The organism is Sporacetigenium mesophilum DSM 16796 (assembly GCF_059569055.1).
On sequence record NZ_JCANUR010000001.1, the window covers coordinates 419,412 to 441,317 of the forward strand.

Consider the following 21,906-nt stretch of genomic DNA (forward strand, 5'->3'; position numbering starts at 1 on the left):
AGTTATGGATTATTTTAAAGAATTTATTCCATTCGTTATAATCCCAGTAACAAATACAGCCATATCTTTTGGTGAGACTTTCATATCATCTTCTAACCATTGTTGTATAACACCTATGTAACCAGATATGACAAAAGGCCTGAAATAGTTTAAATCTAGGGGAGATATTTCAATACCTAAGTGTGGTTGAGATTGCTTTATAACTTTCTTAAACTTCTCTATAAAAGAATAATCGCCATCCGGTCCAAGTAATATTTTGCAAATCTCCGCATTTTCTTGAGCAAACTCAAATACAAAAGTAAAAAACGATGACATATTGTCATAAGTAGCTATGTCTTTTGAAAATTCTTCAAAGGCCACGCTAAAATCATCAAATAGTTCATTTTCTATTTGTTCAAGCATATCAAATATATCTTTATAATAAAGGTAAAAAGTCGATCTATTTACATCTGCAAGATCAGTTAGTTCTGTTACTGTGATTTGATTTATCTTTTTTTTGGACATAAGCTTTGTTAAGCTTTGAAGCAGAAGTTTTTTTGTTCTGCGTATACGCCTGTCAATTTTTATATTATTCATAAAAAACCTCCACAAAATTATTAATTATTAAAATAATAGACATATATTTAAAGTTTGTTGATTTACCGACAAAGACACAATACATTGATGGTTGAAGATATACAACACATATCCTATAATACACATGTGTAGATTAAAATACAATTGTTTTGCATATTAGAACTCAACTATATTTTATTTAATTATGAAATAATGACATCGAAGGGAGGTAAAGTTATGAACTTAAAAAATAAAAAAGATAATAAGAAAGTATTAATAACTATTATAGCTATATCGATTATTGCTGTAATGTTTGTTCCAATGTTATATTCTTCTATTTATCTTGGGTCCATATGGAATGCATATGGTAGAATTGATAAAGTACCTGTGGCTTTTGTAAACATGGATAAATCATTTACTAAAGAAGGCAAAGAATATGCCATAGGAAATGAATTAGAGAACAATCTCAAAGACAACAATAAAGTAGATTGGAAATTTGTAGGTTATGAAGAAGCCAAGAAGGGGTTAGAAGGTACTGACTATTATGCAGTTATAAAAATACCTGAAGATTTCTCTAAAAAAGTGGCAAATTCTCAAGATGGAGAGTTTGGTAACCCAGAGATAATATATATGGCTAATAAAGGAAAGAATTTTATTTTCTCTCAAATTTCTGAAAAAATTGCGAATAACATTAAGTTAGAAGTGAGCTCTAATATTCAAGAAGAAATTTCTAAAGCACTTGTAAATAGCTTATATGATGTGAAAGTTTCTATAAAAGATGCTGGTGATGGAGCAGATGAGCTTCATGCTGGTACACAAAAGCTTTTAGATGGAAGTAATAAATTAACAACTGGACTTACTTCAGCATCTGGGGGTTCAAAACAGCTTGAAGGTGGATTGAAATCACTTATGGATGGTGAAAACCAGGTAGTTAATGGGTCTATTTTATTAGTTAACGGTTTAAATGATTTCAAAAGTGGTTTAACTAAGTCTAATGATCAAATTCCTATGTTAGTAAAAGGCGCATCAGATGTCAATAATAGTGCTATGCTTATTGAAAAAGGAGCAGAACAATTAAATAATTCTCTTAACACAAATCTAAATTCATTGGCAGATGGTGTTAAGACAGCTTCAGATGGCATTAACCAGGCATCATCAATATTAAATACCCAACTAGATAACATAAACAATTCTAACTTAAGTCAAGATGATAAAGATAAATTAAAAGCTGCAATTTTGGCTGTTGATAAAGTTAATAAATCAAATATGAGTACAAATATTGAAGTGCCTTTGAGAAAGTCTGGAAATTCCGCTCAAACTCTAGTTGGTAGTATAGGACAATTAAAAGAAGGTACTAAACAAGTTTCTGAAGGTGTTAGTCAATTAGCAGATGGGTTAGCTGATAACCAAAGTATGGCACAATCTGTTTTAGATCAACTAATATACGGGGCCAATGGAATTAAAGATGGAAGTAGCAGCATACTTTCAGGGCTGAATACAGCTAATATAAAGACAGGGGAACTATCAGATGGATTAAAACAGTTAAGTGATGGTTCAACTTCTTTAAGTAGTGGATTGAATGATGCAAATGACGGAGTAGGCAAACTTAGCAGTGGGTTAAACAACGGTTATGATAGAATAAGCGATAATCTTAAGTTTAGCTCTGAAGATATGTCTAAGTTTGTTTCAGAACCAGTATCTTTAAAAAATAGCTCAATAAATGATGTTAAATATTATGGAGAAGGCTTTGGGCCATATTTTATTTCATTGTCATTATGGATAGGAATAATGCTTCTAAACATTATAATTTCTATTGAAAAATCTTTAAAATTAGTTAAGAATAAGTTTTTAAGTAGCTTTATTGGAAAGTTTATAATAGGTTGTGGTCTTGTAGTCATTCAAGCATTAATTTTAAGCTTTGTTCTTATAAAATGGCTTGGAATTAGCCCGGTAAATATAACTAGCTTTTATATAAGCAATATGTTTATTGCGATAGTATTCTTCAGTATCATGTATGGGGTATCTTATGCAATAGGTTTTTTAGGAGCACCAATTATGTTTATTGTATTATTACTACAACTGGCATCATCTGGGGGAACTTTCCCAATAGAAACAGCCCCTGTATTCTACCAAGCTATAGGGAAGTTTATACCTATGACTTACTCAGTTAATACACTTAGAATGATTATATCTGGAATTAACTCATCTTTACTAAGCCAGAATATTGTCATATTAATGATTTTTATGTTAGTATCATTAGGTGGGGGAGTTCTAATAAGGTTAATGATTGATAAAATGAAAAAGAAAGAACAAGTAATTGATAATTCACAAGTTATTTAAAAATATAGAAATCATAAAACTACTCGATTAATTGAGTAGTTTTATTTTATTTAAATATATAAAAAATAAATGATATAATTAATATATGTTTCATTGAAGTTGGATCTTCAAATAAGTTAGGTGTTAGATGCAAAGGGTATACAGGATAATATAATTTTAATATAGAACTATATATTAAAATATAAGTATAAAAATTAGGGGGATTACCATGGAGAAGTTAAAACAGTTAAGAAAATTTATGAAATCTAGTTTTTCAGAGTGGAATGATATAAAATCAGATCAAGAAAAGAAATTACCACAACCACCACTAGAAAAAACATGTGAAAATTACTTAGAAATTATAGATTTACCAAAGGCAGCAGAAAATGTACTTTTAAATACAAATGTATTTGATATTATTAATTCTAGAAAAAGTCGTAGAAAGTACAAAGAAGAAAATATTAGCTTAGAAGAACTATCATTTCTTCTTTGGTCAACACAAGGGGTAAAGGATATTAGAGGTGACAACTATGCTACAATAAGAACAGTACCTTCTGCAGGTGCTAGACATCCCTTTGAAACTTATCTAATAATAAATAAAGTTGATGGACTTAAAAAGGGGCTATATCGTTATTTAGCTTTGAATAATCAACTAGCTTTAATTTTTGAAGATGATAATCTAGAAGAAAAAATTTCTAAAATTTCACATGATCAAATATTTGTAGGCAAAAGTGCAGTAACGTTTATATGGACATGTATTCCTTATAGGGGTGAGTGGAGATATTATATATCATCTCATAAACATATGTTGTTAGATGCAGGTCATTTATGTCAAAATCTTTATATTGCTAGTGAAGCTATTAACTGTGGTACATGTGCAATAGGAGCCTATGATCAAGAAGAAATAGATAAATTAATTAATGTAGATGGAGAAAATGAATTTGTAGTTTATTTAGCACCAGTTGGCAAATATTAACTTATATACAATAACAAATGACAATAATAAAAATTCAATATAGAATAGGAGCGGGACGTATAATATGGCAAATATCAAAACTAATGCTATGCGTATCTTAGATCAAAAGAAAATAGATTATAATGTTATTACATATGAAAGTAATGATGGAAAAATTGATGGTGTTTCAGTTGCCGGGAAAATTGGAAAAGAGCCAATGTTTGTTTATAAGACATTAGTTGTTCAAGGAAACAGCAAAAACTTATATGTATTTATTGTGCCGGTTAAAGATGAATTAGACTTAAAAAAAGCTGCAAGTGCAGCAGGAGAAAAAAAGGTTGAGATGATACATGTAAAAGATATATTAAAACATACAGGTTATATAAGGGGAGGGTGCTCTCCTATAGGAATGAAGAAAAATTATAAAACATTTATTAATAGTAGTGCATTAGAGATAGATAAAATCGTTGTAAGTGCGGGGAAAATTGGAATTCAAATAGAACTAGAGACATCTAAACTTGCTGAAGCTTGCAATGCTGAATTTAAAGATTTTATACATTAAAATAAATAATATTAAAATCTATAGAAGTGGAGAATTATATGAAAATCAATAAGAGAATTTTGACATTTATAATTATATTAATAATTCTTGCATTTGGTATATTTGAATACACTAGTCCTAAAGAATCTAAAATTAAATCTGGAGAAGAAGTTACCTATTTTATAACAAGCGATACTCACTATATACCACCAAGTATAAATGATAAAGGTGAAGCATTTCAGAAGTTTGTAAATAGTGGTGATGGAAAACAATTAAATTATATAAATGAAATATTGGATGCTTTTGCAAATAATGTTAAAGAGAAAAAGCCTGATGTCCTCATTATCAGTGGAGATTTAACTAGCAATGGGGAAAAAGAAAGTCATTTAGAATTGGCAAAAAAATTAAAAGAAATTGAAAGAATAGGTACTTCAGTTTATGTTATTCCAGGAAATCATGATATACTCAATCCTTATGCAAGGGGATTTAAAGATGACAAGCAATATTTGGTAGACTATATAAATAAAAAGGATTTTAGCAAAATCTATAAAAACTTTGGATATAAAGAGGCTATTTCTAGAGATAAAACTACCTTAAGCTATCTTGCTGCACCTTCAGAAGATACATGGTTATTGATGATTGATACTGCACAATATGAAAATAATTTAAAACTTGGATATCCACAAGTAGATGGTAGAATTTCTCCAAAGACTCTTAAATGGATAAAAGAATGTGGGGATTTGGCAAAAGAAAATGGTGCAAAGCTTATTCCTGTTATGCATCATAATTTATTAGACCATAGTAAAAGGATAAATAAAGGGTTCACAATAAATAACAACGAAGATGTTATTAAGGTATTTGAACAATATGATATAAGCTTAGCTTTAAGTGGACATACACATATTCAGGATATAAAAAACAAAGATAACTCGCTTTACGATGTTGTAACTAGTTCTATTTCCGTATATCCTCAACAATATGGAGTTATAAAATATTCACCTAAAAATGGAATTGATTATAGTACAGAAAGAGTTGATGTACAAGGTTGGTCAAAAGAAAAGGGAATAGTAGATAAAAATCTTAATAATTTCAATGAAGTTGCTATGAATTTTTATGCAAATATGATGTATTCAAAGATTGTTTCTAGACTTGGAATTACTGATTTTTATACTAGTGAAGAACTTAAATTAATGGGTGGGACTTATATAGAGATACAAATAAGATATTATGAAGGTGAAAAAGAAATAGTTACAGATGAAATTAAAAATTCACCAGGTTTCAAATTATGGATGAAGTATGAAGAAGCTCCTTTTAGAGACAATTTATTAAGATTAATTGATGCAAATGCTGACGATAATAATAAACTCCACATTCCAAATGATAAAACTTCAAAGTAACAATTATGCCCCCCTACGTCACTGGCAGTGATGTAGGGGGTAATTTATATTTTATTATTCTTATAAAAGTGTTGTACATTTATTCCTTTAAATAATAATATATAATATAATTAATTTTAAGTTTGTTTGTAGGTTTTTATATAAATATGTTATTATTGAAAAGAATAATTTTTAGGAGGATTATATGAAAAATAAATTATATAAATCAAATTCAGATAAAATGGTTTCAGGAGTATGTGGTGGAATAGCTGAATATTTCAATATTGATTCTACTATTGTACGTCTAGCCTTAGTACTATTTATACTAGTAGGAGGAAGTGGACTATTAGCATATATAATTTGTGCAATAGTAATTCCACAAAATCCTAATCCTAATTACTAAAAAAATCCCCTACCTAACTTATAGTGAGGTAGGGGATTTTCTATTATTATATTAAGTTTTGTTTAATTTCCATAAAATATTTAGTTCTTATAATTAAGAAATAAAGAACTTGTACTAATAAAAAGCTACCCATAACTAAGAAAGCAGAGCCTGTTACTTTTATATTGTAGGCATTAGGTAATGAGCTAAGTGCAAAGGAAGAATGTATAACTGCAACTATATAAGGTAGTAAAAATAAAATTCCAATTTCAATAGTTATTATTTTTTTAATTTCCTTATAAGACAATCCTAATTTACTCATATCTCTATATTTCTTCTTGTCTTCAATTACGTCAGTATAAATCTTGTTATATATAAAACTTCCTGTAGTAAAGAAGAAAATAAGACCTATAAATGTAGCTGCAAATAAATATAATCCAACTGCTTTTTTAGATGTATCAATTTCTGATGCATATGAAAACATTAGATGCTCATCAGACTCAAAGCCAAATTGTTTATCAAAAGAATTCCCTATACCAAGGGTTTTATCCTGATTATTCATATAATAAGCAGCAAACATTTCTTTATTATAACCAGGGCTTATTTTATCAAATTCTTTATTATCTAGTTTTATAGTAGATTTAGAATTTACTTTATCAAATTCCTTATCGTCAAGTACAGCTACATAGGCAAATGATTCAGGTAATAAAGCTTTATTTAAAACTTCTTTTATTTTATAATTTTTATCTATTTTTAAAGAATCTTTTATAGTACCTTCTGAGAATATTAATGTTTCATTATTATTTAAGTCAATTTTATTTAAATTTTGAGACGAAGCTAACTTGTTATAATTGCTTTCACTGATTAAACCTAAATCCAAATAATCTCCGTCACTATTTACATATGCCTTTAATTCTCCTGTGACTTTATTATATTTAAAGTTTTTATCTCCAAGTTCTTTTTCAAGAAAATCTATATGTTCATTACTGGATTTTAAATCACTAAATGTAGCATAAAAAAATGTCTGAGGATAATACTTAGAAACTAAGTCTTTTGTTTGTTTCCAATAAGCATAAAATGCTCCAATTGATGAAAATGATACTGATGATGTTATTGCTATTATAAAGAACATACGTGAATTATCTTTTATTTTATAAAATAAATTTGATATCCAAATTAAATTAAGGCCTTTTCTATAAAAGTTTCTATTGCTTTTTAATAGTTTTATTGAAAAAACGCTAAATTGAGAAAATAAAAAGTAAGTAGCAATAATGACCATTGCAGTAACGGGAAGCATAATATTAGCCAAGTTATCTATAGTAGCTGTTGATGATAAATAATATCCTACTACTAGAAGAACTATAGATAGTAATGAAAGAACTACTGATAGCTTTGGTTCTTTCTTAGGACTTCTAGTTCCTTTAAGTAATTCTAATACTTCATTTTCCTTAACTATAAAAGATGTAAATCCTGATATAATAATTCCTAATAACAAGAAAGAAAGTGAGGTTAAAACTATAGATTCACTAGGAAAATAAAACTTTAATAAATCCAAATCTAATAATTTAGAAACGATGATCAAAAGAAACTTAGAAAAAACTAACCCTACAATAAGTCCCAATAGCACTGATATTACACTTATTACTATGTTTTCTATTAAAATCAATTTATTTAGTTGTTTTTTTGATATTCCAAGCATAAATAGTGTCCCAAATTCATTGTACCTACTTTTTAGAAATACACTAGCAGAGTAAAAAACAAAGAAAATTAAAAATACATAAGCTATAATTTCTACAATGAGAAACCCAGATGCAACATTTATTGAAGATATCCCTCCATTTAAGTCAGGATGAAAAATAAACATAGAAAATGAGAAAAACAGCGCTGCAGATATACTCATACTTAAGAAATATGCCAAATATGATTTTATATTTCTCATAACATTGTTAAGGGCAAATTGACTAAAATTCATTAGTATCACCACCTAATAATGATAAAACATCTATAATTTCTTGATAAAATACTCGTCTACTTTCTCCTTTGTGGATTTCATTAAATATCTTGCCGTCTTTTATAAACAGTATACGAGAGCAATAACTAGCAGCTAAAGGATCGTGTGTAACCATCATAGTAGTCACATTATTTTCTTTATTTATATACTCAAACAACTCCATAACATTTTTTGCTGATTTTGAATCTAAGTTACCTGTTGGCTCATCGGCAAGTAGAATAGAGGGCTCGTGGATAATAGCTCTAGCTATAGCTGCTCTTTGTGCTTGACCACCTGATACTTCAAAATTTCTTTTATTTAATAAACTTTGAATATCTAATATTTTTGCAACCTCATTTAGTTTTTTATCTTGTTCTTTTAAAGAATAATTATAAAGTACTAATGGAAGTACTATGTTTTCTCCAATTGTAAGAGTATCCAATAAATTAAAATCTTGAAATACAAATCCAAGTTCTTTTCTTCTAAATGAAGAAAGGTTATCTTTTTTTATCTTTAAAATATTTTTATTGTTTATAAAAACATCTCCAGATGTGGGCTTGTCTATTGTAGAAACCATATTTAAAAGAGTAGTTTTACCACTACCTGATGGACCCATTATTCCAACAAATTCCCCAGCTTCTATACTAAAACTTATATTTTTTAATACATTAAATACAACTTTATCTCCATAAACCTTACTTAAATTATTGACTTTTAACATTTCCATCATGTCATCTCCTTACATTATTTATTCTATGAGTTTATTTTATAATGTAATTGAAATACCAACTATCTATTAATATTTCATTTTTATTACATCTTTGTAAGGTTATTGACTAAAATATTATTCTAACTTTAGTTCCTTTATCTACAACAGATTCAATTTCAACTTTGTGTTCAAGATTATCACATACTTTTTTTACTATGTATAATCCAATACCAGTTGATTCTCCAAATTTTCTTCCGTTTTCTCCAGTGAAAAATGGATCAAAAACTCTTCTTATATCCTTTTGAGGAATTCCAACACCCATATCTTCAACTTCTAAAACAACGTTATTATTTATTCGGTTTGAAGATATTATCAGCTTTGAGCTATGTCCTTTAGAATACTTAACTCCATTTATTATTAATTGTTGGATTATAAAGTTTATCCATTTTGAATCACTATGAACTATTAAATTAGGATCTGTATTTATTTGAGGAAACACCTTGTTTTTTATGAAAAATCTTTTCTCATTATTTATAATCTCTAGAACAACTTTATTTAGGTTCACTTTTTCAACGTGAAAATCCTTTTGAAATGAATCTAACCTAGCAAAATACAAGGCCATAGTAAGTCCTCTATTTAGCTTTTCAACTTCTTCTTTAATATTTTGTGATAATTCATCTGAATGATTATTTTGAATATGAAGTTGTATAACAGCTAGGGGAGTTTTCATTTGGTGAATCCATAAATTTATAAACATCATGTGTTCTTCTTGAATCTTATTGTACTGTTGTATGTTTTTTTCATATAAGGTATATTGATTTCTAAGTATATTTTCAAGCCCTTTGGATAGTGGAGAATTTCCTAAGTCTTTAACATAATGATTGAAGTCATCTATTTCACTAGACAAAATATTATAAAATTTGTTATTTCTAAAATAACGATAAACTAAGAAGCAAATTAATATAAATAAATTAAAAACTAAAATGTATAAAATATCAGATGTAGCTAAAGTGTTAATAATAAAGCAGTAAAAAATAGTTAGTAAATTGCCTATTAAGTATGTTATTAAAAAAGAAATATTATCTTTTAAAAAAAATTTCATATTATCACCTATACTTTAGTTAACTTATATCCAAGACTTCTAACAGTTTCAATAACATATTCACTTGTCAGTTCTTGAAGTTTTTTTCTAAGTCTAGTAACGTTTACATTTAATGTGTTTTCTTCAACGAATGATGTGTCATCCCATAATTTTTCTAACAAATAGTCCCTTGATACTGCCTTTTGGTAATTAGTAATTAAAGATTCTAAAAGAATTCCTTCTTTCTTTGTAAGTATAATTGTTTTTTCATTAAATGTTACTTCTAGTCTTTCTGGAAAAAATTTAAGCTCATCTAATTCAACTATTCTTTCATCAGAGGAAGATGAATATTCACCATAAGACCTTCTTATATGGCTTTTTATCTTAGCCATTACTACTTCATAGTAAAAAGGTTTTGTTATATAATCATCAGCTCCATTTTCAAGTGCCATTACCTGATCCATTTGATTTTCTCTAGCTGAAATAAATATAATAGGTAAGTTTGATTCTTGTCTTATTTTTCTACACCAGTAGTAACCATCAAATTTCGGAAGGTTTATATCTAATAGAACTAAATGAGGTTTGAAAGTATTAAACTCATCCATTACATTTGCAAAATCATCTATTATTTTACAATCAAAGTTATATTTTTGAATGTGTTCTTTAAGTAAAGAACTAATAGAAGTATCATCTTCTATAATTAAAATTTTATAATCCATTTTATCACTCCTAAAAAATCCATTATTTAAATATTATAGGTTCATTTTAAGTATAGGATACTTTAATGTCAAATTAATATGAAATATAACTAAATAAAAAGCATATAATAATAAGTGGTTGACGGCTATAATATAAGGGAATAATCTTAAAAGAATAAAGGAGGTCTTTTTATGTGCAATTTACTTAAACCAATAAAAGCAGGCAATTTAGAGCTCAATAATAGGCTAGTTATGCCACCGATGGCAACTGCAAAATCACAATCTGATGGAAAAGTAAGCGAAGAGATTTTAAATTACTATAAGGAAAAATCTGAAGGTGGATACATAGGTCTTATTATAATTGAACACAGTTTTATAATGAAACAAGGAAAGGCAAGTAAAGGTCAGCTTTCTGTTGCTGATGATGATACAATTGAAGGACTTAGAAAGTTAGCACAAGTTATTCAACAAAATGGATCTAAGGCCGTTATGCAGCTAAATCATGCTGGAAGTGCCGCTGAAGAAGAAGTTATAGGAAGTATTCCAGTTGGACCATCAGCAGTTGTTAATCCTCGCAAAGGAGAACAAACTCCACATGAACTTACAAAAGAGGAAATTGATGATATTGTAAAAGCATTTAGTGATGCAGCACGTCGTTGTAAGGAAGCTGGGTTTGATGGAGTAGAGATACATTCTGCACATGGTTATCTTCTTAATCAATTCTTTTCTCCACTAAGTAATAAAAGAAATGATGAGTACGGTGGAAGTGTACATAATCGTATTAATATGCACCTTAAAGTTATTAAAGCAGTAAAAAATTCAGTCGGTGATGATTTCCCTGTTCTTTTAAGACTAGGAGCTTCAGATTATATGGACGGTGGAATTACTATTGAAGATAGTTTAGTTGTAGTTAAAGAGTTTGAGAAAGCTGGTATAGATATTCTAGATATTTCTGGTGGTTTTTGTGGTTATAATGTTCCAGGTTCTAATGAACAAGGATATTTTGCATCTTTAACAGAAGCTATTAAGAATGTAGTATCTATTCCTGTGATTTTAACTGGTGGAATTAAGGATGGAAAAGCTGCTGAAGATTTATTAGCTAATAACAAGGCAGACCTTATTGGTGTAGGTAGACCAGTATTAAAGGATTCAAGTTGGGCAAAAAATGCTATAGAAAGTCTTAAATAACTATAAAGAGAGTATAGATGAATTGATATTAAAAAATCATCTATACTTTTTTAATATCTATATTAATAATAACTAATGGATTATGACGTTTGTCATATTAAGGTATAATTAACAATATAAGCGAATTTTATATGGAGGTATTTTGTGATAAAAATAAATGACAATGAAAAATTAAACTACTATATATCTAAATACAACTTAGATGAAATATTTAGTATAGACATGAAAGAGCACATGGAACTTATGATGTTCAATAAAAATCAATATATTTGCAGGTCCCATGAAAAAATAGAGTATTTATTTTTCTTAGTAGATGGAAAGGCTAAGGTCTATACATTATTAAGTAACGGAAAGTCTTTATTACTTTGCTTTTATAAGCCTCTTAAGGTAATTGGAGATGTTGAGTTTATTGAAATTGATGTAGCTGATTCAAATATCCAAGTTATAGAAGATACTTATTGTGTAGCTATTCCATTTGAAAAGATTAGAAAGTATTGTATTGATGATCCAAAATTTTTAAGATATATGACTGTTAGATTAGGTCAAAAGCTTACAAAACTTTCAAAATACAGCTCAATAAATCTACTATATCCATTAGAAAATAGGTTAGCCAGTTATTTATTGGCTACTGCATCTCCAAGTCATAGTGAAGATAATAGTGATTTGACTAATGATTGCAATTTAACTGAGGTATCAGAATTGCTTGGGACAAGCTATAGACACTTACTTAGAACTCTAAATAAGTTATGCGATATTGGAGCCATTAAAAAGAATAAGGATTTTTATGAAATTATAGACATGGGATTATTAGAAGAACTTGCAGGCGATTTATATGAGTAAATATAGTAGTTTAGATGAAGATAAGAAAATGGGGTAGAAAGGGAGATTTTTTATGAATAAGGTTTTGGTTTTAGGGGGGAGTGGCCTTGTTGGAAGGTCAATAATTAATGAAATGAGTAAAAACAAGGAGTTTCAAATTTATTCAACATACTTTAAAAGTTCAATTAAATTGAATAAAGATAAAAGCTTTAAACTCGACATTGAAGATATATATAATATAAGTAGCATATTAGATGAGTTAAATCCTAAAATTGTAATATCCTGTTTAAGAGGAGATTATAATAAACAGTTGATTTTACATACAAAAGTTGCAAATTATTTAAAAGAAAATGGCGGTAAACTGTACTTTTTCTCAACTACAAATGTCTTTGATAATGACTTAAGTAGGCCTCATTACGAAGATGATTTGCCAAATTCATGTACTGACTATGGACAATATAAAATAGAATGTGAAAAAACAATTAAAGAAATAGTATGTGATAATGCTATTATATTAAGGCTTCCGCAAGTTTGGGGAACGGATTCTCCAAGGATGAGTCATCTATTAAAACCACTTGTAAATAAAGAAAAGGTTGTTGTATATCCAAAGTTATTTTGTAATGCCAATATAGATACTATGATAGCTAAGCAATTATGTTATATAATAGAAAATAGTTTAAAGGGAATTTTCCATCTTGTATCAGAGGACATTGTTAATCAAAAAGAGTTTTGTGGTGAATTAATAAAAGGACTAGGCTTTGAAAATGTAAAGTTTGAAGAAAACTTTGAAGAAGAAGGATACTTTGGACTTTTATCAAAGAGAGTTAATGAATTTCCTGAGTTTTTAAGACTAAATAATAAAGATATAATTAACTATTTAATTAATAATCAAAAGTAATGGAGGTATAACATGAAGAAAAAAGATAAATTTAAATTAACCAAAGAACAAAGAGCAGCTATGATTTCATCTATAAAAACTTATTTTTCAAATGAAAGAGATGAAGAGTTAGGTGATTTAGCTTCAAGTTTACTATTAGATTTTATAATAGAAGAGTTAGCAGTAGAGTTCTATAACAGAGGGGTACAAGATTCATACCAATACATGAATGAAAGAATAGAAGATCTATTATCAATCCAAAAAATAAGATAGGAACCTAATCAGGTTCCTATTTATATTTGTTGTATTTCTTCATTTCTCTTTTAAAATTTCTTCTTGTTGCACCATATCTTTTCTGATTTTTCATATAATCAATAAAATCATTTCCAAAGAAAATAAAGAAGTTAATCAATGATACTATCGTTGCAACTCTAATACCTATACTTCCAAATAATAAACTGAAAATAAAATATGCCCAGTTTAGATATGCAAGATATTTAATTTTAACTGGTATTAAGAAAAACAACAGTATTTCAACATTAGGGAATAGATATGCAAAGCCTAAGAATAAAGATAAATTCAAATAAACACTGGTTCCCATTCCTGTTATAAAAGCTGCAATAATTGTTCCTATCATACCAAATAAATAATACATATTAAATTTAAAAGCTCCCCATTCATTTTCAAGTGTTGAGCCTACCATATAATAAAAGTACATTACAAATGCAATTGTAATCATTGATGCTGAAGGTGGAATTATGATAAATGTTATTATTCTCCAAACTTGACCTTCCATAATTAGGCTTGGAACGAAAGCTAGATATTGATATATCGGTACGTTTAAAATAGTCTGAACCATATATGCAACCACTGTGGCACCTATTATATAATACATAAGATTTGAAATTGCATAGCGACCAAATTTTCTTTCAAGTTTATTTAACCAATTCATATAAAAAATCCTTTCTTGAAAAGTAATTAATAAAAATTATAGCATATCCTACCAAATAATAAAACGAAGCTATTTTGAAATGTTTACTTTATATATATATTAAATTAGGAATTATGTTGCTTAATTTATAAAAAATAAAAATAATTAAAATTTCTTATTGACTATGGAGTTACTCCAACCTTTACAATTTTATTAACGGAAAATTTTGAATTGTACATAAAAAATGAAATTTTATAGGGGGAGTAATAAATGGATATTAATATAATCGGAGTTCCAATTTTTTATGGAGCAGATAAAAAAGGACCTGAATTTGGACCTCAAAAGTTAAGAGAGAAGGATATTGCTAAAGTTTTATCTCAACATAATCATAAGGTATTTGATTTTGGAAATGTTTTTGTACCTGAAGTTAAAGATTGTGATAAATTTTGTTCTCATTCTAATATGAAGTATCTTGAGGCTATAACTCAAGTTAATACAAATCTTGCTCATGTTGTATATTCATCTATAAAGTCAGGTAGTTTTCCATTAATAGTTGGAGGAGATCATTCAGTAGGACTTGGTAGTATATCGGGTATGAGTAAAGAGCATAAAAATATTGCAGTTATATGGATGGATGCACATGGAGATATAAACACTCATGATACTAGTGGTAGTGGAAATATACATGGTATGCCTTTAGCTAAAGCTATGGGAATAGGACATGGTGACTTAACTAATCTGTATTTTGAAGGAAGAAAGGTAGACCCACAAAATGTATTTATAGTAGGTGCTAGGGATTTAGATGAAGGAGAAATTGATTTAATAAATAAAGAAAATCTTAATGTATATTCATCTGAAGAAATTAATGAAAAGGGTATAGAAAATGTCACTAGTGAAATTTTACAAAAACTTAAAGATAGAAACATTGATGCAGTTCATTTAAGTTTTGATTTAGATTTTATAGATGCTAAATTTGTACCAGGTACAGGAACTCCTGTGGATAGTGGAGTTAGTGTTGAAGACACTAAAACTATTTTAAAAATGCTAGTGCAGACAAAACTTGTAAAATCAATGGATTTTGTTGAACTAAACACAGCATTAGATAAAGATGATATTACAGCTAATTTAGCAATAGATTTATTAGATTGGACATTTAGCCATATGTAAATATAAACTTCCGCATGATTTTATTATTAAATCATGCGGTTTTTTTAATTGATTTTGTAAAAAATAAATAATGATTAAAAGGTTCTTAAAGCTTTTTTAAGGAGGAATTATTATGGATATTAATATAATTGGGGTTCCAATTTTTTATGGAGCAGATAGAAAAGGACCTGAACATGCACCTGAAAAGTTCAGAGAAAAAAATATTGCTAAGATTTTAGCTGAGCACAATCATAATGTATTTGATTTTGGAAATATTCACGTGCCTGAGGTTGAAGACTCTGATAAATTTTCTTCTCATTCTAATATGAAATATTTTGAGGCTATTGCAGAAGTTAATAAAAATATTGCTCATGCTGTTTACACATCTATAGAGGCAGGTAGTTTTCCATTGGTAGTTGGAGGAGACCATTCAGTGGGCCTTGGAAGTATATCTGGAATAAGTAAAGCATATGACAATTTTGCGGTTATATGGATGGATGCACATGGAGATATAAACACTCATGATACTAGTGGAAGTGGAAATGTACATGGAATGCCTTTAGCTAATGCTATGGGAATAGGACATCCTGAATTAACAAATCTTTACTTTGAAGGAAGAAAGGTAAATCCACAAAATGTATTTATAGTTGGTGCTAGAGATTTAGATGAAGGCGAACTTGAATTAATAAATAAAGAAAACCTTAATGTTTATTCATCTGAAGAAATTAACAAAGATGGTATAGACAAAGTTTTAAATGATATATTACAAAAACTCAAAGACAAAAATATTAATGCAGTTCATTTAAGTTTTGATTTAGATTTTATAGACTATGAATTTGTACCAGGTACAGGTACTCCCGTACATAACGGTGTTAGTGTTGAAGATACAAAAAATATTTTAAAAGCACTAGCACAAACAAAGCTTATTAAGTCTATGGACTTTGTTGAGCTAAACACATTATTAGATAAAAATGATATTACAGCTGACTTAGCAATAGACTTACTAGATTTCACATTTAAAAATATGTAAGTTTAATTAAGGCCATCAAATAAGTTAATTTAGATGGTCTTTTTATATGCATTTGATATAATAGAAATGGATGATACCTAGTGGTGGTAATGCTAATCATCCTAACAATATTAACAATGATGGTAAGAATGCTTTTTCTCTTTGTCATAAACCTATCCTTCTTTAGTAATTTGAATATCAAAATTAAGGATGATAGAATGAAAAATTCATTTTAGTTAAATAAAAGTTTATGTAGAAATGACATCTTAGTATAGATAGGAGAACAATATATGCATCCAGATTATAGTTATGTTAGCTTAAGAAGGATAAACCTTTATAAATTTGTTGTTTCAGTAATTTTAGGCTTTATTGGTTTTATTGGAACATTCTATTCAAGCAGATTTGAGTTTGATGGATTCTCTATTAACTTTGCGTGGAGTATCACTTTACCTCTATTAGTCACACTTGCATGGGGGGTTAGATATGGAATAATTAGCATAACTTTAGGTCTTGTTATACTATATCCATTTATTTTGGGGAACTATAACGGGTGGGCTTCCATAGTTCCAGCAGTTTCGTTATTATTATGGATAATTATTCATGGATATGGTGGACAAAAAAGATTACAGGAAGACAGTTTTTTTTACAATATTTATTTTCTACAGCTTATTCACATAATTATCAGAATGCTTATATATTTAACTCTATTTCCTATTCTAATTAGCTTAAATAGCTTGAGTCAACCGCCTTGGAATCTACAATCATATATAAATGTGGAAATGGAAATAATATTACTATTTATTATAAAAGGGATTATTGTTGAGTCTATACTTTTAGCCCTATGCGATGCATTGCTTCTATTGCCCTTTGTTAGAAGAATATTTAAATTAAAATGCTCAAGGGGTGCAAAATACAACACTAGAATTATGATAGCCTTGGTAGCCTTTGGGTTAAGCTTTACTCTTATTGTTCTAGAGATAAATAATTATTTAATTGATAAAACTCATCTATTAAATTGGGTTATTTATCCTAATGAAAAAACAAGAATTACATTTCTATTTGCTACTATACTGTTTTTTATAATGGGAGGAATTACGATTCGGTTTTTTCAGAGAGTGCTTGAAACACAAGAAGAATTGAAATCTCGTGAAAAGAAGCTTGATAATGCAATTAAAGAAATTAAGACTCTAAATGATGAATTGGAACAGCGTGTAGCCCATAGGACTACAGAACTTCAAAATGCAGTAAATGAGTTGGAGGGTTTTGCCTATACTATTTCTCATGATCTTAAATCTCCACTTAGAGCTATAGAGGTATACGCAAGCTTTATGCAAGAGGACTTTAGTGATTCCCTAGACAATGAAGCTTATGAGACAATAAAAAGAATACAGGAAATTTGCAGAGATATGATTGAATTGATTAGCAAATTACTAGAGTACTCAACTACTTCAAATGTTAGTCTTTCAAAGGAAAAGGTGCAAGTTAGACAGATTATTGAAATGGTATTCAATCAATTCAAAATTGTTAACACAGATAGAAAAATGGAACTAGTTTTTGAAGGAGATTTTCCGGAAATAAGTGTAGATAAGCTACTCTTTAAGCAGGTTATTACAAATATTATTTCAAACTCAGTTAAGTTTTCTAAAGGTAGGGATATTATAAAAATTACAGTAGGATGTATCAAATCCTACAATGAATATGCTTTTTATATTAAGGACAATGGCGTAGGATTTGATATGAAGTATTCAAGTAAGCTTTTTAATATATTTCAAAGATTGCATAAAAAACAGGAGTTTGAAGGTACAGGTATTGGACTTGCTACCATCAAAAAAATTATTCAAAAACATGGGGGAAGGGTGTGGATTGAGGGCATATTAGATGAAGGGGCTACTCTTTACTTTACAATACCTTCAATAGAATATATGCAAAATGAGGTGGAACATGATTAAGGTAATGATTGTAGATGACATGGAAGTAATGAGAAGACAAATCAAAAGACTTCCTTTATGGGGAGAAACTACAGGGTTTTTCATTGTTTCTGAGGCAGAAGATGGTCAGGAGGCTATTGAAAAACTTCAAGTAGAACCTGTTGACTTACTCATAACTGACATAAGTATGCCAAAGGTAAACGGGATAGAGCTTCTAAAGGAGACACAAGAAAAATGTCTGGCCTCCTGTGTTGTTTTCTTAAGTGAACACGGTGAATTTAGTTATGCTAAGGAAGCTATTCAACATGGTATATTTGATTATATTGTTAAGCCGGTTAACCAAGAAGAATTAAAAGAGCTTTTTAAGAAAGTTAAAAAACATATTGAGGAAAAAAAGAAAACTCAAACTAATATAAAAAGTTTAGAGAATAAACTAATGGAAAAAATAGATTTATATTATCCTATTAATCAAATAAATACAATTGTTAAGCATATTTCTGAAGGACACGGCGATGATATAGAATGCATACAAGCTATGGTTGATGATACCTTTGCTGCGCTAAACTATGATAGTATGAAGTCAGCTCTTGTTCTACAAAGAGCTTATAATGAAATTTATTTAAATATAAATGCAAATCATGAATGGATGAAATACTTTATAGATACAAGGACTATTGGTGATGTAAGGCTGACAGAATATGATAACGTTGACTTGATTAAAGAAAAAATAATAGAAAGAATAGAAACTTTAATCTCAATTATTAATAAATTTATATTATCCTCTAAAAAAAGCTCATTGATAAAGGAGATATGCAATTATATAGTTTATAATATAGAAACGGAAATTAACATGAGAAAAATTTCAGAGGCTCTATTTCTTAGCAAAAATTATGTAGGTGATATCTTCAAACAGGAAACAGGTATGACAGTTGGAGAATATATAACTATGGTTAAAATGGAACGTGCAAAGCAGTTAATTACACAAGAATCTCTAAAGAGTTATGAAGTTGCGCATAAATTAGACTATAACAATGTAGAATATTTCGGAAAGCTATTTAAAAAGTATACTGGACTTTCTCCTGCAGAATTTAAAAATACATTGAAATCACAAATATAAAACCCCATATTTTTCCCTGTATTTTGTAGGGGTATAATCCTTAATTATTACATTCATTTTCTCAAGTAAATTTTGTATGATAAATATATCACAAGTATGTTTTTAATTATCAAATAAAATATGGATGGGAGAAATGTTTAAATGGCTTTCAAAAAATCAAAATTAATTAAGGGATTGATTATTTCAGTTTTAGTAACTACTATGGTAGGATGTTCTCAAGAGAAGCCTGAGAATGCTGATGCCACAACACAAGCAACAAAAGATACTCAAGCATTAGCACCAGTAACAAAGCTTGATTGGAGTATTCAACCTAAACTTGGAATAACAAAGGGCGAATATTACAAAATAGAAGAACGTTTTAGACAAGGCCACCTGGGTACTTTGGAAGTTGTAAAAAATGAAGGAAAAATAGTTCACGTTGAGTTTAATGAGAGAACTCGTCCTAACTATTATCATCGTTACTATCAGGATGTTCCAAAGCGTATGTCAGAATACAACTTTAGTATGGGTGAGAAAAAAGGTGCTGCTTGGATACAGAGCGTTGTAAGTGTAGAAGAGCAAATGATGAAAAAGCAAAGTATTACTGGGGAATTTGATGTAGTTTCAGGTGCTTCTAACAGTATAACGCAATCAATGATTCCATTAGCTGAAAAATTGGCAGCTTCATTAGACAAACCATCTAATGAAAAATATTATAGTATTGCAGAAAAGCTTGATGGTGGATTAACAGGGGTTCTGAAAGTTGTAGTACGTGACAAGAAGCTAGTTTCTGTTAAATATGACGAAATTTTTGCAGATTCTCCTGATGAAATTAAGGACCCTAACCTTAAGAAATTCTATAGACAATCAAAATATGAAAGTGTTGAATACGATGAACCTTCACGTATAGGATTTAATGTTCAAATGGATGAGTTAAATAAGAAGGTTGTACAGACACAAAATATGCTTGATATATCTGAAATGCCTGCAGTTGGAGAAACAGGAAATTATGCTGCCAGCGGATATACTACTCGAAATACAGCATGGGATAATTATCTTCGTCTTGCTGAACAGTTACTAAAAGAAATGAAGAATGATGGGAATTTTCAATAGATGAAAAATTGAAAAGGTTAATATTAAAAGCACTTAATCAAATGATTAGGTGCTTTTAATATATATAAAGTAATTGGCAGGAAAATAGTGGTATCTGATATAATAGTATCTATAGTAACTGAAATAAATGGAAAGAGAGATTAAATTTATGAAAGGTAAATTTTTAATTGGAGAATTATCAAAACTTTTTAAGATAAGTACAGACACACTAAGGTATTACGATAAAATTGACCTTCTAAAGCCTGATTACGAAAAAGAAAATGGATATAGATATTATGGTGTTAGAAAGTTTTTTCAGTTAAGTAGGATACTTTTTTTCAAGCAACTGGATATTTCACTAAAAGATATTAAAAAATACATGAACAATAAAAATACAAGTAATTTGATAAATTTACTTAAAAAGAAAGAAGATGAAATTGATATAAAAATAAATAATTTAATAAATTTAAAAAAGAAGATAAACGGCAAATTAGAACTTTTAGAAAGTATAAAAGAAGATGACCTTAATGTTGTAAGGTTAAAAAGAATACCTGAGAGGAGAGGGGTTTTTTTAGACATTAATAATGTTAAAGGTGATTATGAAATAAAAGAAACATTAAAAAAGAATGAAGAATATATGAAGATGAGCTCTTGGCTCAGTGAAGGACAAGTATATACATCAGTTTTAAAAGAGAATATATTAAAGTCTGATTTTAGTAAATTTAGATATTTTGTAGAGGTAGTATCCACAAATAACATATCATGTGAAGATTTAGAATTAATTTCAGAAAATGATTATGCCTGTATTGTATTTTCAGGTCCTTATGAAGATATAGAAAAGTATTATATAATACTTATTAAATGGATTGAAGAAAATGGATATACAATAATAGGAGATTCTATTGAAAAAAACATAGTAGACTATGATTTTTCGGATTCTGAAGAAGAGTATATTTCAGAGATACAAATTCCAATACAAAAGCTAATAATTTAATAAAAGTACATATGTTAAGTAAAAGACTTCAAATTATATAATCTGAAGTCTTTTTGCTAATTAATTTGATATACTATTAAACTCAATTTAGAGATATGAATTAGTATAGAGTTTGTTGTTTTTGAGTACAATTTATTTATATAGATATAAATAATAATAATTTAATTGTAAAATTTGCCACATTACGTAACCATTGATACGTAATTTAAAAAATTTATAT

Annotated in this window: 21 protein-coding genes; 15 read left to right on the plus strand and 6 right to left on the minus strand. The window is 28.4% G+C overall.

From position 1 onward, the window contains the following. Nucleotides 1-9: 9 nt before the first annotated feature. Nucleotides 10-504 carry a TetR/AcrR family transcriptional regulator gene (locus tag BS62_RS02070; RefSeq protein ID WP_496489576.1) on the minus strand — a complete coding sequence of 165 codons (495 nt, stop codon included), beginning with the start codon at nucleotides 502-504 and terminating at the stop codon, nucleotides 10-12. Nucleotides 505-792: 288 nt separating this feature from the next. Here BS62_RS02070 and BS62_RS02075 point away from each other — a divergent pair, with 288 nt between their 5' ends. The 5 genes from BS62_RS02075 (at nucleotide 793) to BS62_RS02095 (ending at nucleotide 6,149) form a co-directional block, all read left to right on the plus strand. Next, nucleotides 793-2,895, plus strand: coding sequence for a YhgE/Pip family protein (locus tag BS62_RS02075; RefSeq protein ID WP_496489577.1), 2,103 nt, complete (start codon nucleotides 793-795; stop codon nucleotides 2,893-2,895). Nucleotides 2,896-3,103: 208 nt separating this feature from the next. Further along, nucleotides 3,104-3,850, plus strand: a complete 747-nt coding sequence (locus BS62_RS02080; RefSeq protein ID WP_496489578.1) for a SagB/ThcOx family dehydrogenase — start codon at nucleotides 3,104-3,106, stop codon at nucleotides 3,848-3,850. 64 nt (nucleotides 3,851-3,914) lie between these two features. Further along, complete coding sequence (ybaK, locus tag BS62_RS02085) at nucleotides 3,915-4,391, plus strand: Cys-tRNA(Pro) deacylase (protein WP_496489579.1); 477 nt, start codon at nucleotides 3,915-3,917, stop codon at nucleotides 4,389-4,391. 38 nt (nucleotides 4,392-4,429) lie between these two features. Continuing rightward, the gene (locus BS62_RS02090; RefSeq protein WP_496489580.1) at nucleotides 4,430-5,767 is read left to right on the plus strand and encodes a metallophosphoesterase; all 1,338 of its coding nucleotides are present in this window, start codon (nucleotides 4,430-4,432) and stop codon (nucleotides 5,765-5,767) included. A gap of 184 nt (nucleotides 5,768-5,951) precedes the next feature. Then, nucleotides 5,952-6,149, plus strand: coding sequence for a PspC domain-containing protein (locus tag BS62_RS02095; protein ID WP_496489581.1), 198 nt, complete (start codon nucleotides 5,952-5,954; stop codon nucleotides 6,147-6,149). Between the two features lie 46 nt (nucleotides 6,150-6,195). On the opposite strand, the gene BS62_RS02100 is transcribed toward BS62_RS02095, so the two are convergent. From BS62_RS02100 to BS62_RS02115, 4 genes are all read right to left on the minus strand, one after another. Next, the gene (locus tag BS62_RS02100; protein ID WP_496489582.1) at nucleotides 6,196-8,100 is read right to left on the minus strand and encodes an FtsX-like permease family protein; all 1,905 of its coding nucleotides are present in this window, start codon (nucleotides 8,098-8,100) and stop codon (nucleotides 6,196-6,198) included. Continuing rightward, nucleotides 8,090-8,845 (minus strand): ABC transporter ATP-binding protein, encoded by a 756-nt coding sequence (locus BS62_RS02105; RefSeq protein WP_496489583.1) that lies wholly within the window; start codon nucleotides 8,843-8,845, stop codon nucleotides 8,090-8,092. The genes BS62_RS02100 and BS62_RS02105 overlap by 11 nt, the downstream gene beginning before the upstream one ends. Nucleotides 8,846-8,954: 109 nt before the next feature. After that, entirely contained in the window at nucleotides 8,955-9,929 is a 975-nt protein-coding gene (locus BS62_RS02110) for a sensor histidine kinase (protein WP_496489584.1), read from the minus strand. An 8-nt stretch (nucleotides 9,930-9,937) separates the two neighbouring features. Further along, complete coding sequence (locus tag BS62_RS02115) at nucleotides 9,938-10,627, minus strand: response regulator (RefSeq protein WP_496489585.1); 690 nt, start codon at nucleotides 10,625-10,627, stop codon at nucleotides 9,938-9,940. A gap of 171 nt (nucleotides 10,628-10,798) precedes the next feature. Here BS62_RS02115 and BS62_RS02120 point away from each other — a divergent pair, with 171 nt between their 5' ends. From BS62_RS02120 to BS62_RS02135, 4 genes are all read left to right on the plus strand, one after another. Next, on the plus strand, nucleotides 10,799-11,794 hold the full coding sequence (locus BS62_RS02120) for an NADH:flavin oxidoreductase (protein ID WP_496489586.1): 996 nt from the start codon (nucleotides 10,799-10,801) through the stop codon (nucleotides 11,792-11,794). A gap of 144 nt (nucleotides 11,795-11,938) precedes the next feature. Then, the gene (locus BS62_RS02125; protein WP_496489587.1) at nucleotides 11,939-12,634 is read left to right on the plus strand and encodes a cyclic nucleotide-binding domain-containing protein; all 696 of its coding nucleotides are present in this window, start codon (nucleotides 11,939-11,941) and stop codon (nucleotides 12,632-12,634) included. 52 nt (nucleotides 12,635-12,686) lie between these two features. Further along, entirely contained in the window at nucleotides 12,687-13,511 is an 825-nt protein-coding gene (locus BS62_RS02130) for a sugar nucleotide-binding protein (protein WP_496489588.1), read from the plus strand. 12 nt (nucleotides 13,512-13,523) lie between these two features. Then, complete coding sequence (locus BS62_RS02135) at nucleotides 13,524-13,763, plus strand: DUF2164 domain-containing protein (protein ID WP_496489589.1); 240 nt, start codon at nucleotides 13,524-13,526, stop codon at nucleotides 13,761-13,763. Nucleotides 13,764-13,779: 16 nt separating this feature from the next. Here the strand turns inward: BS62_RS02135 and BS62_RS02140 are convergent, their stop codons facing one another. Then, entirely contained in the window at nucleotides 13,780-14,442 is a 663-nt protein-coding gene (locus tag BS62_RS02140; protein ID WP_496489590.1) for a rhomboid family intramembrane serine protease, read from the minus strand. A 249-nt stretch (nucleotides 14,443-14,691) separates the two neighbouring features. On the opposite strand from BS62_RS02140, the gene rocF (BS62_RS02145) reads away from it, so the two are divergent. From rocF (BS62_RS02145) to BS62_RS02170, 6 genes are all read left to right on the plus strand, one after another. Beyond that, nucleotides 14,692-15,588, plus strand: coding sequence for an arginase (rocF, locus tag BS62_RS02145; protein WP_496489591.1), 897 nt, complete (start codon nucleotides 14,692-14,694; stop codon nucleotides 15,586-15,588). Nucleotides 15,589-15,700: 112 nt separating this feature from the next. Further along, nucleotides 15,701-16,597 carry an arginase gene (rocF, locus tag BS62_RS02150; protein ID WP_496489592.1) on the plus strand — a complete coding sequence of 299 codons (897 nt, stop codon included), beginning with the start codon at nucleotides 15,701-15,703 and terminating at the stop codon, nucleotides 16,595-16,597. Nucleotides 16,598-16,866: 269 nt separating this feature from the next. Beyond that, nucleotides 16,867-18,525, plus strand: coding sequence for a sensor histidine kinase (locus BS62_RS02155; RefSeq protein ID WP_496489593.1), 1,659 nt, complete (start codon nucleotides 16,867-16,869; stop codon nucleotides 18,523-18,525). After that, entirely contained in the window at nucleotides 18,518-19,621 is a 1,104-nt protein-coding gene (locus BS62_RS02160; RefSeq protein ID WP_496489594.1) for a response regulator transcription factor, read from the plus strand. Before BS62_RS02155 ends, BS62_RS02160 begins: the two co-directional genes overlap by 8 nt. A gap of 174 nt (nucleotides 19,622-19,795) precedes the next feature. Next, nucleotides 19,796-20,713, plus strand: a complete 918-nt coding sequence (locus tag BS62_RS02165) for an FMN-binding protein (protein WP_496489595.1) — start codon at nucleotides 19,796-19,798, stop codon at nucleotides 20,711-20,713. Nucleotides 20,714-20,861: 148 nt separating this feature from the next. Next, complete coding sequence (locus BS62_RS02170; protein ID WP_496489596.1) at nucleotides 20,862-21,686, plus strand: MerR family DNA-binding transcriptional regulator; 825 nt, start codon at nucleotides 20,862-20,864, stop codon at nucleotides 21,684-21,686. The last annotated feature ends 220 nt before the right edge of the window (nucleotides 21,687-21,906 follow it).

Excerpts from the sequence above, each read along its gene's own strand:
- BS62_RS02070 (WP_496489576.1), bottom strand. The coding sequence starts at position 504 with ATGTCCAAAAAAAAGATAAATCAAATCACAGTAACAGAACTAACTGAT.
- BS62_RS02075 (WP_496489577.1), top strand. The coding sequence starts at position 793 with ATGAACTTAAAAAATAAAAAAGATAATAAGAAAGTATTAATAACTATT.
- BS62_RS02080 (WP_496489578.1), top strand. The coding sequence starts at position 3,104 with ATGGAGAAGTTAAAACAGTTAAGAAAATTTATGAAATCTAGTTTTTCA.
- ybaK (WP_496489579.1), top strand. The coding sequence starts at position 3,915 with ATGGCAAATATCAAAACTAATGCTATGCGTATCTTAGATCAAAAGAAA.
- BS62_RS02090 (WP_496489580.1), top strand. The coding sequence starts at position 4,430 with ATGAAAATCAATAAGAGAATTTTGACATTTATAATTATATTAATAATT.
- BS62_RS02095 (WP_496489581.1), top strand. The coding sequence starts at position 5,952 with ATGAAAAATAAATTATATAAATCAAATTCAGATAAAATGGTTTCAGGA.
- BS62_RS02100 (WP_496489582.1), bottom strand. The coding sequence starts at position 8,100 with ATGAATTTTAGTCAATTTGCCCTTAACAATGTTATGAGAAATATAAAA.
- BS62_RS02105 (WP_496489583.1), bottom strand. The coding sequence starts at position 8,845 with ATGGAAATGTTAAAAGTCAATAATTTAAGTAAGGTTTATGGAGATAAA.
- BS62_RS02110 (WP_496489584.1), bottom strand. The coding sequence starts at position 9,929 with ATGAAATTTTTTTTAAAAGATAATATTTCTTTTTTAATAACATACTTA.
- BS62_RS02115 (WP_496489585.1), bottom strand. The coding sequence starts at position 10,627 with ATGGATTATAAAATTTTAATTATAGAAGATGATACTTCTATTAGTTCT.
- BS62_RS02120 (WP_496489586.1), top strand. The coding sequence starts at position 10,799 with ATGTGCAATTTACTTAAACCAATAAAAGCAGGCAATTTAGAGCTCAAT.
- BS62_RS02130 (WP_496489588.1), top strand. The coding sequence starts at position 12,687 with ATGAATAAGGTTTTGGTTTTAGGGGGGAGTGGCCTTGTTGGAAGGTCA.
- BS62_RS02135 (WP_496489589.1), top strand. The coding sequence starts at position 13,524 with ATGAAGAAAAAAGATAAATTTAAATTAACCAAAGAACAAAGAGCAGCT.
- BS62_RS02140 (WP_496489590.1), bottom strand. The coding sequence starts at position 14,442 with ATGAATTGGTTAAATAAACTTGAAAGAAAATTTGGTCGCTATGCAATT.
- rocF (WP_496489591.1), top strand. The coding sequence starts at position 14,692 with ATGGATATTAATATAATCGGAGTTCCAATTTTTTATGGAGCAGATAAA.
- rocF (WP_496489592.1), top strand. The coding sequence starts at position 15,701 with ATGGATATTAATATAATTGGGGTTCCAATTTTTTATGGAGCAGATAGA.
- BS62_RS02155 (WP_496489593.1), top strand. The coding sequence starts at position 16,867 with ATGCATCCAGATTATAGTTATGTTAGCTTAAGAAGGATAAACCTTTAT.
- BS62_RS02160 (WP_496489594.1), top strand. The coding sequence starts at position 18,518 with ATGATTAAGGTAATGATTGTAGATGACATGGAAGTAATGAGAAGACAA.
- BS62_RS02170 (WP_496489596.1), top strand. The coding sequence starts at position 20,862 with ATGAAAGGTAAATTTTTAATTGGAGAATTATCAAAACTTTTTAAGATA.